14 protein-coding genes are annotated in these 14,608 nt (G+C 56.1%); 11 read left to right on the top strand and 3 right to left on the bottom strand.

From position 1 onward, the window contains the following. Nucleotides 1-40: 40 nt before the first annotated feature. Both scpB and U9R25_15060 read right to left on the bottom strand, forming a co-directional pair. Nucleotides 41-670: an SMC-Scp complex subunit ScpB gene (gene scpB / locus U9R25_15065; GenBank protein ID MEA3337225.1), complete on the bottom strand. Its 630-nt coding sequence runs from the start codon at nt 668-670 to the stop codon at nt 41-43. 375 nt (nt 671-1,045) lie between these two features. Then, nucleotides 1,046-2,359 carry an alpha/beta fold hydrolase gene (locus U9R25_15060; protein ID MEA3337224.1) on the bottom strand — a complete coding sequence of 438 codons (1,314 nt, stop codon included), beginning with the start codon at nt 2,357-2,359 and terminating at the stop codon, nt 1,046-1,048. Between the two features lie 261 nt (nt 2,360-2,620). On the opposite strand from U9R25_15060, the gene U9R25_15055 reads away from it, so the two are divergent. Next, nucleotides 2,621-3,064, top strand: coding sequence for a hypothetical protein (locus tag U9R25_15055; protein ID MEA3337223.1), 444 nt, complete (start codon nt 2,621-2,623; stop codon nt 3,062-3,064). 3 nt (nt 3,065-3,067) lie between these two features. Here U9R25_15055 and U9R25_15050 read toward each other — a convergent pair whose 3' ends face one another. Then, nucleotides 3,068-3,904 (bottom strand): carbon-nitrogen hydrolase family protein, encoded by an 837-nt coding sequence (locus tag U9R25_15050; GenBank protein ID MEA3337222.1) that lies wholly within the window; start codon nt 3,902-3,904, stop codon nt 3,068-3,070. 199 nt (nt 3,905-4,103) lie between these two features. Between U9R25_15050 and U9R25_15045 the strand changes: the two genes are divergently transcribed. The 10 genes from U9R25_15045 to csx15 form a co-directional block, all read left to right on the top strand. Then, nucleotides 4,104-4,619: a tetratricopeptide repeat protein gene (locus U9R25_15045; protein MEA3337221.1), complete on the top strand. Its 516-nt coding sequence runs from the start codon at nt 4,104-4,106 to the stop codon at nt 4,617-4,619. Between the two features lie 158 nt (nt 4,620-4,777). Next, nucleotides 4,778-5,764 (top strand): aldo/keto reductase, encoded by a 987-nt coding sequence (locus tag U9R25_15040; GenBank protein MEA3337220.1) that lies wholly within the window; start codon nt 4,778-4,780, stop codon nt 5,762-5,764. Between the two features lie 311 nt (nt 5,765-6,075). Then, nucleotides 6,076-7,020: a CRISPR-associated ring nuclease gene (locus tag U9R25_15035; GenBank protein ID MEA3337219.1), complete on the top strand. Its 945-nt coding sequence runs from the start codon at nt 6,076-6,078 to the stop codon at nt 7,018-7,020. Between the two features lie 448 nt (nt 7,021-7,468). Further along, nucleotides 7,469-9,472 carry a type III-A CRISPR-associated protein Cas10/Csm1 gene (cas10, locus tag U9R25_15030; protein MEA3337218.1) on the top strand — a complete coding sequence of 668 codons (2,004 nt, stop codon included), beginning with the start codon at nt 7,469-7,471 and terminating at the stop codon, nt 9,470-9,472. A gap of 2 nt (nt 9,473-9,474) precedes the next feature. Next, complete coding sequence (gene csm2, locus U9R25_15025; protein ID MEA3337217.1) at nt 9,475-9,876, top strand: type III-A CRISPR-associated protein Csm2; 402 nt, start codon at nt 9,475-9,477, stop codon at nt 9,874-9,876. A gap of 12 nt (nt 9,877-9,888) precedes the next feature. After that, entirely contained in the window at nt 9,889-10,716 is an 828-nt protein-coding gene (csm3, locus tag U9R25_15020; GenBank protein MEA3337216.1) for a type III-A CRISPR-associated RAMP protein Csm3, read from the top strand. Nucleotides 10,717-10,725: 9 nt separating this feature from the next. Beyond that, nucleotides 10,726-11,883: a type III-A CRISPR-associated RAMP protein Csm4 gene (csm4, locus tag U9R25_15015; GenBank protein ID MEA3337215.1), complete on the top strand. Its 1,158-nt coding sequence runs from the start codon at nt 10,726-10,728 to the stop codon at nt 11,881-11,883. After that, nucleotides 11,880-13,034, top strand: coding sequence for a type III-A CRISPR-associated RAMP protein Csm5 (gene csm5 / locus U9R25_15010; protein ID MEA3337214.1), 1,155 nt, complete (start codon nt 11,880-11,882; stop codon nt 13,032-13,034). Before csm4 ends, csm5 begins: the two co-directional genes overlap by 4 nt. A 1-nt stretch (nt 13,035) precedes the next feature. Beyond that, the gene (gene csx2 / locus U9R25_15005; protein ID MEA3337213.1) at nt 13,036-14,253 is read left to right on the top strand and encodes a TIGR02221 family CRISPR-associated protein; all 1,218 of its coding nucleotides are present in this window, start codon (nt 13,036-13,038) and stop codon (nt 14,251-14,253) included. A gap of 14 nt (nt 14,254-14,267) precedes the next feature. Next, the coding region (csx15, locus tag U9R25_15000) for a CRISPR-associated protein Csx15 (GenBank protein ID MEA3337212.1) at nt 14,268-14,608 on the top strand (341 nt) is incomplete at its 3' end.

Raw genomic sequence — 14,608 nt, 5'->3', positions numbered from 1 at the left:
ATCTCCCTATTCTACTATCGAGGTTAGGCGTATAGTGGTTTCATGAATGGTCGTGTGAGTGGGTATCGCCTTCTGCTGTTTCCCCCTGCTCCGGTTCTTCGGCCTCACCGAATCGATCTTCAGCTTCGGTTATCCCCAACGGGGGCAGCGATTCCAGCGAATTGAGGCCAAAATATTGCAGGAAATCGAAAGTTGTTCTGTACTGGAAGGGCCGCCCGGCTTGCTCCAGCCTCTCGCCTTGTTCGACCAGGCCAAGGTGCAGCAACGTTCTCAGCACACCGTCACTGCTTACACCTCGCAGCTCTTCGATATGTGCACGGGTCACCGGCTGTCGGTAGGCGATAATTGCCAAAGTTTCCATGGCTGCCGGGGAAAGGCGCGTTCGCAGGTCGAGACCCAGAAAGCGTTCGATGTAGACGGCCGCGTCAGGTGACGTGACCAACTGCACCCTGGAGCCTATGCGTTGAATCTGTAATCCCCGATTTTCCTGGGCACCTGACAGAAGCTGAAGCGCCTCCTCTACCTGATTCCCGTTCACTTCCAGCGCCGCAGCCAGATTTTCAACGGTCACTGGACCTGGGGCAACATAGAGTAATGCTTCGATCAGAGCTGCACGCTCTTCAAGCGCTGGAGACGTAGTTTCAGTGCCACCATGTGCGTTTTCAGTCACGGATAAATCACCAACTGGCGCGCTCCCCGCGCGTCAACATAACAGGACTGCACAGCCGATTGCTGAGAAAACGGCGACAGTTTGCCAACCTATGTCCTCTACTCTACACTGGTTTCAAACAGCGAGCGACTGCTCCCCAGAAAACCATAGAGCAGGCCATACTCTGGCCCTGCCAGATTCGGCAGCTTCCGGGCCCTGCAAATCAAAGAGATTCGCTCTCTTTCAAAATCCACGGCCCATCCCCACGCGGTCTAAACCCGCGAGGTTGAGTCAAATGTTCACGGCATTATAACAACATCGGTGTTGCTTGGCAAGTTTCGCAAAACTGGGTAAAGACGCTATGCGTAATAACCTCGATTCCCACCTGTAAGCTGTCTACGCGCCGATAAAATAGAACTTGTCCAGGTCCTGTTCGCTCAAGGTGCCAGATTCGATGCGTTCCCGCAGATCCGCCGCTTCCTCTTCGACGCTGACAGGACCTGCCGGAGCAAAGCTGAGCAAGCCTTTTTCCGGTTCAGGCAGTTGCGTCGGAAGGTCTGGCTCTCGATCATAGATCAGGTCAAGCGTGGCCTGGATGATTTTTTTGTTGCGGGCCAGGTAGCGATGCACCTCTTCCATGTAGTAGATGCGGGCGCCGGGCAGGATCGCCGAATAGAGCGGCACAGTGGCATCCCCGGAGTCGGGGCCTTCATCCTGCCGGATCACATCCAGCCGGGGTTTTTCGTCCGCGCCGAAACTGCGGTGCACGTCGACAATGGTATCCTGATGGCAACCGGCGATTTCAACCATTTCTACCGGGTGATCATGGTCTGCCAGCAACTCATGAAAACGTTTGCCGGCGTCCAGATAGTCCTGGCGCACCCCCTGCAAACGCCATTCCCGGGCATCGTACAGGTCCCAGTTGACCGGATAGGGCCGGCTGGCAGGAAACAGGTCACGTGGAGCTGGAAGCAACTCATAGGCGCTGGGCATGTTCATGACGACTTTGCGCACATCGTTGCCGCGGTTCAGCGCCTTCGCCAATGCCATGATCCGGTTGCCTTTCATGATATCGGCAACTGCACCTGCCGCACCAAAGTGTGGTGTGCCAAGCATGACGACCCGCTTCACGCGTTTTCTGGCATGGTCGGGCATCTGGGCAACGTAGGACCGGGAAACCAATCCACCCATGCTGTGGCCCACCAGGGTGAACTGCATGCTGTCATCCTCGTCCGCCCACCGCTCGATAAATCGCCCCAGGAGCTTGCCATTGAAGCCGATGGGCCGGCGCCAATCGTAGGGGAACTCATAGAGCTGACATTCGCGCCGCAGAGAAAGGGCCATTCTCAGGTAGGTGATCTTTTCAGCCCCGGTAGCTACCATCTCAACCATGGGGTGGCCGTCGCCAGTCCCCTCCCTGTTGAGCGTAAGGAAATCACTGTTGCCCTGCAGGATGACCTTGGGATTGATCCATACCAGGCCGGTCACTCCCCGAATGCTGCTCAGCAAGGAACCCATCATGCCGGGCAGCAGAATCACAGCTTCCTTCTGGCCATGGAAAGCCACCGGTTCAGCCAAAGCGCTCAATTCGGCGGCCGATTCTGGTCCAAAGAACTCGGTGACCGACTCTTCAGGTCCGGTTTCCAGCTCGGCTTCGATTTCCTCCCAGGAGAGGTTGGACCAACGGGCCAGTAGATCTGTTGTACTCATGTTGATTCCTCCCGAACCAGGGCAATTCCTAACCTGGACAAGCCAGAGGAACGCAGATTAACGCAGACCTCCGGCGCAGATTCACGCCGATCTTTTTTGATGGGTGAATTCTAACAACGACAAGATGGCGCGAGCGAGACGACAACGTTCGTAGTTCGTGGTATACTTGTATCATAAGTGGCGCTTCATGTCAACAGCCGGGGTGATTCCGGTACCCTTCAAGTCGCACATTTCGATAAGCTGATTTATAATAGCCCTCTCATGAACGATGCAAGCCAGTCGATAATGGACGGCACTGCTGCCACCAAATCCAAGATTCTGATTGCTGTGACAGGCCAGGATATCGTCGAGGAACTGTCCGCGGCTATCCTTCGGCGCCGCGGCCATTGGGTCGATAAACTGCCACTCTCCAGTCATACAAAGGACAACCTGGGGGATTACGACCTGGTGGCTATAGCACTCAATGCCAATCAGCCTGATGGACTGACATACTGCGTTGAGTTGCGTCAGATATCGAAGGTGCCGGTACTGATTCTGGTAGAATGGACAGCTCGTAACATGGGAATCCAGGCCCTCGAGTTGGGAGCCGATAGTTTCATGCTGACGCCCTACGACCGGCGTGAGTTGGTTGCCAGAGCAGAGGCCTTGATCAGGCGTTACCTGGGCTTTACGCAGCCCGCCGGCGATGCGCAGGCAAGCCGTTAACCATCAGGCGGACGCCGCCTCTGGCAGAAGGCCGTTCTGCCGGCGATACTGGCGGAACTGTGCCAAACGATCCAACTCAACGGTACGGATCAGATAACCATCCACCCCTTTGTCAAGAATCAACTGAATAGCACTCAAATCGGGCTCGGCGCTTGGGTCTGTGATCGATGCCACGCCACCGACACGATAGGGTGATTGGGAAGTCGCTGCATGATCACTGACTGCCAGCGCGATGACGTTTTCCTGGGCTCGCGTCATGGCAAGATTTCGCCACAAAAGCCTGGCATATTCGCTCGATGATTCCGGACGAATGGCTGTCTGGGATGGCACACATAAAACGTCGATCGAGCCAGCCCATTCCCTGATCAACTCCGGGTGCCACAGATCGGCGCATATGAGAACGCCAACCCCGATTCCTTCCAGGTGAACCCTCAATGATTCCTGACCCGGGGATACCCCTCTTTGGTGCTCGAACCTGAACAGTTTTCGTTTGTCGTAGCGTCCGGCTTCCACACCCTGGCGGTCATAGACCACGGCTGTGTTTCGCCGCGTCGATTCTGCAAAATCCCAGCGTTCTACCGATCCGGCAACCAGGTTCAACTGGCAGCTGCGCGCCAGACCTGATGCAAAGTCCTGGGCTTCCTGCCAATTGGCGCTCTCGCCCGGCTCGTCCGACGTGGCGTTGAAGTGTTCTGGCAGCAGGACCAGATCCAGGTCCGACTGTTGACAGGCTGCATCCAGCAGCGCGGCGATCCGGGTGAAAGTCGCAGCGGAATCTCCCCATTGTATGGCAGGTTGTATCGTGCAAACGGTGAACGTGGCCGGCATCGAATGTGACATTGACCACGATTATAGCCTCGGTTCGCAAGCCAGTCAACATCATCGCAGCCCGGATTTCGGTTGACCTCCCATGTTGCCTGTGGCATAATATCTGACCGGGACAAGCCATTGTACGCGCGAAAAACGTTGGTAGGTGCGACGCAAGTGTTGGTGGCATATCTCTTTTTTCACCGGGCAGGAAAACGAGCGTTTAGGTACTATGTCTGATCAGGACGGATTGCGGGCGCAGAAGGACGAAACCCAGGCCTGGAGCAGGGCGTTGGCCCTTTTCCAGGAGGGATATGAACTTCAATCCCAGGGGCTGTGGGCAGATGCCATGGCACGCTATCGGGAGTCGATTCAGCTTTGCCCAACTGCAGAAGCCCACACCTTTCTTGGCTGGGTATACAGCTTCCTTGGCTTGTACGGAGAGGCCATTGCAGAGTGTAAACGGGCCATCGAAGTGGATCCCAGTTTCGGCAATCCGTACAACGACATCGGCGCGTTTCTGATGGAATTGGGCCGCGACGACGAAGCTGTCTCCTGGTTCCGCAAGGCGCTGGTGGCAGAGCGCTACGATGCCCGTTGTTATCCTCTCTACAACCTGGGCCGTATCTTCGAAAAGATGGGTGATTGGCCCAGGGCGCTGGAGTACTATTGCCTCGCCCTGCGCGAGAATCCGACCTACGATCTGGCCCGGACCGCCTGGATGGCTCTGCAGGCCAGACTCAACTGAACTGGACAGGGGTTGTGTTTTTTTCCTTTCACCGCTGATTCACGCAGACCTACGGCGCAGATTTTCGCCGATCTTTTCTGATCTTTTTTTGTCTGATCTGCGTTTATCAGCGGTTATCTGCGGTCATGTTTTTTCTTTTCACTGCAAAGGAGATAAAGGTGAAATATCGAGCACTTGGGAGAACCGGTTGGCAGGTGTCCGAGGTAAGCTTTGGCGCCTGGGCCATTGGCGGTGGCTGGGGCGATGTGGAAGACGACGAGTCGTTGGAGGCGCTTCGCACCGCCCTGGATCTGGGGGTCAATTTCATCGACACGGCTGACGTCTATGGAGATGGGCGCAGCGAACAACTCATCAGCCAGGTGTTGAAGGAGCGACCTGGAGAGAGAATCTACGTCGCTACCAAGGCTGGCCGGCGACTGCCCGCTCAGGTCGTGGAGGGCTATACCCGGGAAAATCTGACCGCCTGGGTCGAGCGCAGTCTGCGCAACCTGGAGGTGGAGGCTCTCGATTTGCTGCAGCTCCATTGCCCGCCCACCGGGCTCTACTACATGCCTGAAGCATTCGGCATCCTCGACGATCTGGTGAGCGCCGGCAAGGTGTTGCACTACGGCGTCAGCGTGGAAAAGGTGGAGGAAGCCCTGAAGGCCATCGAGTTTCCCAACGTCGAGACGGTGCAGATCATTTTCAACATGTTCCGCCTCCGGCCTGCCGAGCTCTTCTTCCCCATCGCAAAGCAGCGCCAGGTAGGCATCCTGGCACGGGTGCCCCTGGCCAGCGGCCTGTTGACGGGCAAGATGACTGCCGCTACCGAGTTTGCCGGCGATGACCACCGTAACTTCAACCGCTACGGCCAGCATTTTGACGTGGGTGAGACCTTTTCAGGTGTGCCCTATGAAGTTGGCCTGGAGGGGGTGGAGGGGTTGCGGCCGCTGCTTCCTGGCGACGCCAGTTTGGCCCAGTTGGCACTGCGCTGGATCCTGATGTTCGATGCTGTGAGCTGCGTAATTCCGGGCGCGAAACGGCCTTCCCAGGTCGTGGACAATGTGGCCGCCAGCCAATTGGATGCGCTTGATCCGCAGGCCATGGCAGCGGTCGATGCGGTGTATAACGAGCTGATCCGGCCCTACGTGCACCAGCGCTGGTAGACGAAACAGGATTCGCTGACCGCCGACCGCTGACTGTCGACCGCCGACCGGGGACCGCAGACCGCCGTCGGCCGTCCGTCGTCTTCTGCCCGCCGTCTTCCGAGCATAGGTTACCTGCGCAACATCAGTCATGAACAAACTGTAATCGCTTTTTGTCCCCAAACCTGATATAGATCATATAATCCTCAACAGAAAAATGCTATACTCAAGGCGCGGGATAAAATGACCTTCTTCGCCATTCGTTGCGGGGGCCACAGTTCCCCATGGGTGGTCATGCATTGCATCACAAGCGCGCACAAGGATGTCGATCATTGGTATGGCTCGAATTCGAGCCATACGGTATCCGAAGTTCACCGCGATTGGAAAGCGAGACGGGCGTGAAGCAGAGCAGTGCCAAATCCGCCTTGATCTGTACGCTGGGCGCCCAGCCACAGGTCGTGACGCTAAGCTTGGATTTGCTTCGCGGCCAGGGCCGATGGGTCGACGAGCTGATTGTGATTCACACCAATCCCGATCATGAACCGATTTTTTCATCCCTGGAAAGCCTGAAGTTGGAGCTGTCGCGCCGGGCCCGACCGGCAGCGGGTTTTGTCACGGTAAAGGACGATTCGGGCCTGGCAATCGACGACCTCAGCACGGCCAGTGAGGCTGCGGCCTTTCTGCGGGCGCTCTACCGCACGGTGTTGCAGCTCAAGCAGGCGGGTGTGCAGGTGGACCTGAATCTATCGGGCGGGCGAAAATCGATGAGCATCTACGCCCTGGTGGTTGCACAACTGCTCTTCGAAGAAGGGGATAAAGTCTGGTACCTGCTATCGAGTGACGCCATGCGCGCTTCAGGTCGCATGACGCTGCAGCCGGGAGACGATGCTACCTTGTTGGAGATACCGGTCTTGCGCTGGAGCAGTGTTTCGCCGGCCGCCACTTCTCTGGGCGCCTTCGACGATCCCTGGGACGCCATCGCTTTCCAGCAGGAGCATCACCTGCGCGGCGATCTGGCGGCCAGGCGTGTCTTCGTAAACCAGGTGCTGACGCCGGCCGAACGTGCTGTGGCGCGCTTAGCGGCCACATCGGGCAAGGACAACGATCTTCTGGCTGCCGAGATGCACAAGAGTCCCAAGACCATCGCCAACCAGTTGACGTCGGTCTACGCCAAGTTGCACGAGTTTCTGGGCTACCGGGATGACGTGCCCACCGATCGGGCCGTGCTGGCCGCCGAGCTGGGGACCTGTTTCGCCTTGGAAGACGATTGCAATTAGGAACCGGTTCCCATGACAGGATCTGAAATCTCTGATAGACTGTGTATAGCCCTGAGGCCCGGCTGGCTGGGAGGACGCGCAGAGCGAGCGCGGGTCACTCTTTGGAGACCATGCCGAGCCAGGCTTCGGGGTGTCGATAATAGTGCACCATTGATCTGCAGAAAGCGAGGTATGCAATGTGAACGAAAATGACGTGAACCGACTTATCGAATACGGCCGTATTCTAGTGGCACGGGCAACAGGCGGCGGCAATCCAGCAGTGCCAGGCTGGACAGAAGGGTTTCTGGACCTACTCAACCCTGATCGGTCTAATGGGGCTTTGGAGGAACCGTTACAATCGATCTTCACCAGGATCGAGGTTGATGGCGAAACTGCGCTACCAAAATACCTTAGACCCGTACCCCTAAGTCTTGCAATGGAGGGTGGTGACCCAGAAACCTGGTGTCTCATGCCGGTTGATCGAGCAGCGGCGATCCAAACTGACCAAACGGGCTTGTATGATCTGTTCCTCGAGGCCGGAGGCGCAACCGAACAGGATTTCGAACGATTTTTCCACCTGATGCGCAAGTACGCGAGTACTCTGCCCAATTCATATGGTGAACGCGGTGTCTCTCTTTTTGAGCAGTGGAAGATGGTAACTGCCCTGGCACAAATCAGTGGAACTACAGCTACAACGCCTGAAAGGCTGGGATTGATCAGCGGCGACATTCCCGGCATCCAAAAGACGATCAACCTGGTTACATCCAAGGGAGCGGCCAAGGCAATGCGCGGTAGATCTGCGTTTATTCAGCTCCTCGGAAACGCCCTGGTTCGACGACTGGTGGCCGACCTTGAATTGGGGCCTGCAAACGTTGTGTATGATGCCGGGGGTAATTTTGTACTACTGACTGGATGGCAGGATGATTTGCCGGAGAAAGTCGAAGAGATCGCTTCCGTGATCAACCTCGTTTTGTTGCAAGGCATCGACCAAGGCGAAGATCTCTTTGACGGTTTCCACGGAGATCTTTCGGTGGCTCTCGGGAGTACTGAACTCCCGGTGGAAGCAATTCGATTCCACCAAACACCGACCGCCCAGGATGACCGACCTCCGAAATCGCTCTGGCAGGTCTATGAGGGACGCGTAAAGGATGCCGTGGCAGCCAACAAGGTTCGACCCTTTGGCAATCTTGCCCTGGCCGATGATGATGGCTGGAAAGCTCTTTTCGAGCCTGAACCTTCGGAGACGGACGAATTCTGTGCCGTGTGCCGTCGTCAACGACCAGCGGACCAGCAGTTTGTGCCACTGGATCCGGATGCGCCCGAGGATCCATCTATCGCCGCTTCCGTGCAGTGCTCTGAATGCGCTGGTTTCCAGGACCTGGCCGCACGACTGGGACGTCGGAGTACCTTTCTAATAATTGACGAGCATCGACCAAACAATCTTTCCGCATGGCAGCGTGCACTACACACGGTTTCAGGCGAGTGGTATCGTATTACCGAATCGAAAAACATTGGGGAATCCACTTATGCCCTCGATCTGGACGGTTTTCCGGAAGAGGGTGTAACGGGCTTTTTTCTGGTGGCCCGAACGACGCCAATGACCGATGAGGGCACGATCAAACCAAATGATGTCGTGGCTGGCGCCAGCACTGGCGGCTTGAAACGCCTGGGCATCCTCAGAATGGATGTCGACAATTTGGGTGACCTGATCGTCAATGGATTGCCAAATCGTACACCCATGGCAACCGCTGAACTGAGCCAGTCTCTTGAACGGTTCTTTGCCGGATGGTTGAATCACATTTGCCGCCAGGTGGATGGAGGCAAAGATCTGTTCTATGTGCTTTTCGCCGGTGGCGACGACCTCTTTGTGATCGGTCCGTGGTCGCATACCGTGCCCCTTGCTCAAGCGATTTACGAGAACTTCGTTGATTACGTCGGCGGCCACCGGGCCATTCATCTATCGGCTGGAATCGCGGTTGTAGGTGGTACGTTCCCGCTTTATGCCGCCAGTGAATTTGCTGAAGAGGCGCTCGACCAAGCGAAACACTACGAACAATCGGGGCACCTGGCTACTAAGAACGCTATCACTTTCCTGGGAAGTTCGTACCACTGGCAAGACTTCGATGAGATCGACGAAATGCAGGAACATCTGGTTCGCCTTCTTCAAGTCGAGAACCTGCCGTCCAGTTTGCTCAGCACGTTGCAATCGATTGAACAGCGATATCGGCGCGATCAGGAAGAAAATCGGGGCGCCTTTGGAAATCGGCCATCAACCGATGGTCAGGCTATCCTCAAGGTCTTTTGGGGACCCTGGATGTGGCAACAGGCCTACGCTCTGGCGCGACTACGCAGCACTCATAAGGGAGTGGAACAGGAACTAAAAGATCTCGAAGACGCTTTGCTGGATGGAAATATCGAAGAATTGGGACTGGCTGCTCGCTGGGCCCAATGGTTAACACGAAAGGAGTCGTAATTGTGGCAAAGAGAATAAGCGATCAAGACATCAGCAAGATTATTGCCCAAGGCGATGCTGTCATTCTTGTACGCGAAGCGGATCGCTTTGGAAGTGAACTTGCGAATGACAGGCTGTCGAAAAGCCAGATTCGAGGGGCCTTCGGCACCGTGCGCCAGATCCAAGCCAACTGGGAAAAAGACGAACCGCAAACCCGAATGCGCAAAGTGCTGCTGTTGAAACCGCGCTTGGCTTACCAGGGAGCAAGGGACAGAAAAGTTAAGCCGCTGGCCAATGTGTTGTCGACTGCAATCGACGAGGTATCGAAGGCTTCGGCTATTGATGAACAAACGCAGCGCTTCGAAAGATTCGTCGACCTTTTCGAAGCGATTTTGGCCTATCATACTGCCGCTGGCGGCAAATAAGGGAGGACAACCATGGCAAACAACAAGAACCGTAGGAGCGTCACGCTGCACGGGCGCGTATTCCTCCAGGGTAACATCAAGACCATCACAGGCCTTCACATCGGTGGAGCGGCAGGCGCGCTTGAAATCGGCGGAGTGGACTCGCCGATCATTCGGGACCCTTTGACAAATCGTCCTTTCATCCCGGGTTCCAGTCTACGGGGGAAAATGCGTTCCCTCACCGAACGGCTTCACGGAAGTGAACAGAATATGCGTATCGGAAAAGGCGTTTTCGTACACATATGTCGCCAAAAGAAGATGTCTGATGCCGAATACCGCGAGATGTATCGCAACTGCCCGGTTTGCTCCGTTTTCGGCGTTACCGGCGACGAAGGCGTTCCGCACCCAACCAGTCTCGTGGTTCGCGACGTCTACCTGGGTGACGACAGCGCCGCCCAGTTGGACCGAGCCCAAACCGATTTTCCTTATTCAGAGATCAAGTGGGAAGCCACCATCGACCGGGTAACCAGTGCCGCTGTGCCACGCCAGATCGAAAGAGTTCCGGCCGGCACTCTATTCGAGGGTTTCGAGTTGGCCTATGGGATATACGACGCCTCGGGACGCGATCACTTTGCGACAGTGTTAAAAGCCCTTCAGTTGGTGGAAGAGGACTATCTCGGCGGACTGGGATCGCGAGGTGGCGGAAAGGTTGAGTTCCAGATCACAAACGTCTACGCTCGAAAGGGAACGGAATACAAGACCGAAAAGTTCGAGGTGGACGGGGCCCAACCCGTCACTGATCACCTAGTAACAACTATCAATGATTGGGTGAAGCAGACGTTTGAAGATGTCGGCGATTAGGAGATAGATATGACTCGCTACACACGCGTGCGTTTTCGCCCACGTGGACAGTTTCACTTCGGCGGGCGCGGTGTTGGTATGGAGCGAAGCGACGTCTGGTTGCCAGCAGATAGTCTGTTTTCGGCCTTGTGCACCGTCTTGGCCGATCAACACGGGGCAGATATTGTGGAGGAGCTGCTGGCTGAGTTCAGAGGGGCCAGAACACCTAGCGACGCTCCGTTCAGGTTGACATCCCTGATGCCTTACGCCGCTGACGTGAGCTTTCTACCCTACCCAATGGTTGGCCCGCCTCGAATTCCAAATGCCACGGATTTGCGCCGGCGCAAACAATTCAAGGCAGTTCAGTGGGTTTCATCAAACGTGTTTCGGGCGCTAGCGCGCCATGAAAGCCCCACCGCGGCGCTCGAGAATGATTTGCCAACTACAATTCATGGCGGAAAAATCTGGCTCACCCTCAAAGAAAAGGATGGCTTGGAGAGTTTTATGGCTCGCCATCCTGAGACAGGCAAGCCACAATCGCCCGTTCTCTGGCGCACTCACCTGAGGCCAAGAGTTACTGTCGATCGCAAGACATTGAAGAGCGCTGTTTACGCATTGGGCGGTACAGCCTTCAACCGTACCAAGGACAGTTCCGCCGGGCTTTACACGGTAGTCGAGTGGTTAGCAGCTGACGAGTCCGTCCAGGCGCTAATAAAGGGCGCATTCGAGCAGTTGGGCGAGGTTGGCATCGGTGGAAAACGTAGCAGCGGTTTCGGGCAGTTTGTTCCGAATTTCGAGGATTTCGTGAATTGGTCGATTGGTGCGTCGGATGGTGATTTCTTCACCACCTTTTCGCCTTACCATCCTCGACCAAACGAACGCGAGGTGATCGGTCCGGAAGCTCGTTACGAAATTGAGCTGCGCCGTGGCTGGCTGAGTCTGAGTGGATACATGAATCTGCGTCGGGCATCGATACGCATGATTGCCGACGGAAGCGTACTCCGCTGGCCGTCAACAGTGACGCCATTTGGTGACCTTGTTGACGTGACGCCGAAGACACTTTTCGAGAACGAGGGTCCCACGGTTTACCGTTATGGCCTTGTCTTTCCAGTCCGCATCGCCAACGCTGCAATGAAGCCTTCAGACCAAATTGAAACGAGACGTCAACTCGACGGAGGTCGGTCATGATCGCAAGAAACCTCACCGCAAGGGTCGAACTGCTCAGTGACGTTCACATTGGGACCGGGACCAACCTGGTGCGCGACATCGATTGGATAGCCATGGATGACGGATGGGTATACTTTGCAGACAGCGGTCTGGTGCTCGAAGCCGTCTTTCAGCGCGCCGAGGATGACGGCATGGACATGTCGCGGGTGGCACACACCCTGGCAGGTCGCACTCTGGCAGATCTTCAAGAGATGCAATGGCTGACCAACGACGATTTCGGGTCTGATCATCCTCTGTTTCGCTACCGGTTAAAGGGCGCTCCGGCCACGGTGAATATCCGTGAACAGATCAAGGATATTTACGGTCGTCCATACTTACCCGGCTCATCACTCAAAGGCGCACTCCGCACGGTACTGGCCGTTGGCGCTGCTGCCGAGTTGGAACCTGACATGTCCCGATTGGGTCGACAACGCGAGTGGGCCGGCCAACCAGTTGAAAAGCAGCTCTTTGGAAAGAACCCTAACGAGGATTTGCTCCGCGCCCTTCAGGTTGGCGATAGTGCTGCATTATCTCCGAAACAACTTGCGTTGCGACGCGCTCATATCTATCCAACGGCAAGCCAGTCCTACCGAGGCCGCAGCCGGGGACTTGACGTGGATGTAGAGACTGTAGTCAAAGGCACAGTCTTTGAGCTTCCTATCCACATACCCACCGAACTGATGGAGGATCGCAACACCCCCTTTGATCGGCGACGTCGCATGGAAATTGGACACTGGGTACGAGGAGCTGATTGGCTAGGGCAGCTTGCCCGCTGGGGTCAACAGAATGCCAAAACCATCCTGGAGGAGGAGATCGTCTTTTTCCAGGAGCGGCGTGACGTGCCTGGCGTCCATCGCTTCTATGGTGATACAGTTAATCTCTTTACAGAACTCAAACCCAATGAATTCCTCCTAGTGATTGGCTGGGGAGGTGGCTGGCACACAAAGACCTTCAATAAGTTGCTGAAGCAAGATCCCGTCGCGTTCGACCGGCTGGTGTCGCGTTATAATCTCAATCCAACCGGCAAACATAAGCCAGGGGATCCATTTCCGAAAAGTCGTCACCTCTTGCGGGTCGGCGACCAACCTGGCTGGCCCCTGGGTTGGGTCAAGGTAAGCCTGGAGCAGGTGTAAAATGACCACTTTGCTTACGTTTCTCGGAACCACTCCGTACAAAGAGACCACCTATGTGTTGGCTGATAAGCGCTATGAAACCTGCTTCTGTCCAGCGGCGGTTGCCCATATCTGTGAACCCGAACATACGCTGGTCGTCGTAACACAGGCCGCGAAGGCGCGGCATTACGAGGACCTGGCCGACGAAATTGCCCCGGACACCAAGCCGGTAGCGGTGGAGATCCCCGACGGGCACAGCGAGGCCGACCTATGGCAAATCTTCGACCAGTTGACCGATCATATCGGTCAGGGAGAGGAGTTGATCGTCGATATCACGTACGGTTTTCGCTCCCTGCCCTTCCTTAGCTTCCTGGCCCTGGCCTTCCTGCAGGTTGCCAAGGATGCCACGGTCAAGGCCGTTTACTACGGTGCCTGGGATGCTAGGACAGAGGACAACGAAACACCGATCTTCGACCTGACGCTCTTTGTGACGCTACTCGACTGGACCGTTGCCACCGACCAATTCCTGGCCACCGGCGACTCCGATGCCCTGGCACATCGGCTACAGCAGTCCCACCAGCTTCCCTGGAAAAGTAAGAACCGTGCCACTGCCTATGATCTCCCGACGAATCTTAAGTCTACGGCAGGGATCCTGGATAAGATGGGCAATGTCCTCCGCCTAGTGCGGCCAGAAGATGTAATGGAAACAGCCGCTGCGCTGGGTCCCAGTCTCGCCGCGGTCGAGGATGAGGCAGGTACGTGGGCAAAACCTTTTAGCCTGCTTATGGATAGGACGGCCAATGATTATACTTCCCTGGCATTCGATGGCGATCCAAGAGACCCCGCCAATCTTCGGGAGAGCTTGGCAAAACAGCGGGTGCTGGTGGAATGGTATGTCAAAAGACGACAATATGTGCAGGCCATTGTCCTGGCCCGAGAATGGATCGTTTCATACGCGACCTTTCTGCTCGACTGGGATCTTCTGCATGACAGGAAAGCAGCCGAGAAACTGCTTAACGTAATGGCCCACCTGCGTCGTGAGGAAAAGATATTGCGCATGGACTCAGACAACGACGAAGCGCTGGGAAAGGCCGTGGCGCTCTGGAACAAACTGCCCGATCTGCGCAATGACATCGCCCATGTGGGCATGCGCCGTGATCCTCGATCCGTAGCCAGCATTCTCAAGGCGGCCGAAGCGCTGCCGGCTGACCTGGCCACGTTGCCCCTCCCGTCGCGATGAAAGCGGAATGGACGATGATTCTACTCAACTTCTCTCACCCGATAACGCAGGCGCAACGAGAACAGATCGAGGGCATGACTGGTGAATCCATCACTCAAGTCATTGCCATCACGCCCCAGTTTGACGAGCAAAAGCCCTTCGAGCCGCAACTCAACACCATGTTGTTTGAGGCGCCGTTAACCTCTAGCCAGTGGCAAACCGAACCGATCCTTGTAATGTTGCCATCGTTGAACTTCATCGCGGCCATGCTGTTGGCCGAACTACACGGGCGCATGGGCTATTTCCCGCCGGTAATCCGCACCCGACCTGTCGCCGGCAGCCTGCCGCGCCAATATGAAGTCGCCGAGATTCTGGA

The sequence above is a fragment of the Chloroflexota bacterium genome (genome assembly GCA_034717495.1).
Lineage (GTDB): Bacteria > Chloroflexota > Anaerolineae > JAAEKA01 > JAAEKA01 > JAYELL01.
The sequence above is the reverse complement of the archived record's forward strand: the minus strand, read 5'-3'. Positions and strand labels throughout refer to the sequence as shown.

Coding starts and splice junctions, on each gene's coding strand:
- U9R25_15050 (MEA3337222.1), bottom strand. CDS start 3,904: ATGTCACATTCGATGCCGGCCACGTTCACCGTTTGCACGATACAACCT.
- cas10 (MEA3337218.1), top strand. CDS start 7,469: ATGCCGGTTGATCGAGCAGCGGCGATCCAAACTGACCAAACGGGCTTG.
- csm4 (MEA3337215.1), top strand. CDS start 10,726: ATGACTCGCTACACACGCGTGCGTTTTCGCCCACGTGGACAGTTTCAC.
- U9R25_15045 (MEA3337221.1), top strand. CDS start 4,104: ATGTCTGATCAGGACGGATTGCGGGCGCAGAAGGACGAAACCCAGGCC.
- csm5 (MEA3337214.1), top strand. CDS start 11,880: ATGATCGCAAGAAACCTCACCGCAAGGGTCGAACTGCTCAGTGACGTT.
- U9R25_15060 (MEA3337224.1), bottom strand. CDS start 2,359: ATGAGTACAACAGATCTACTGGCCCGTTGGTCCAACCTCTCCTGGGAG.
- U9R25_15055 (MEA3337223.1), top strand. CDS start 2,621: ATGAACGATGCAAGCCAGTCGATAATGGACGGCACTGCTGCCACCAAA.
- csx2 (MEA3337213.1), top strand. CDS start 13,036: ATGACCACTTTGCTTACGTTTCTCGGAACCACTCCGTACAAAGAGACC.
- csm3 (MEA3337216.1), top strand. CDS start 9,889: ATGGCAAACAACAAGAACCGTAGGAGCGTCACGCTGCACGGGCGCGTA.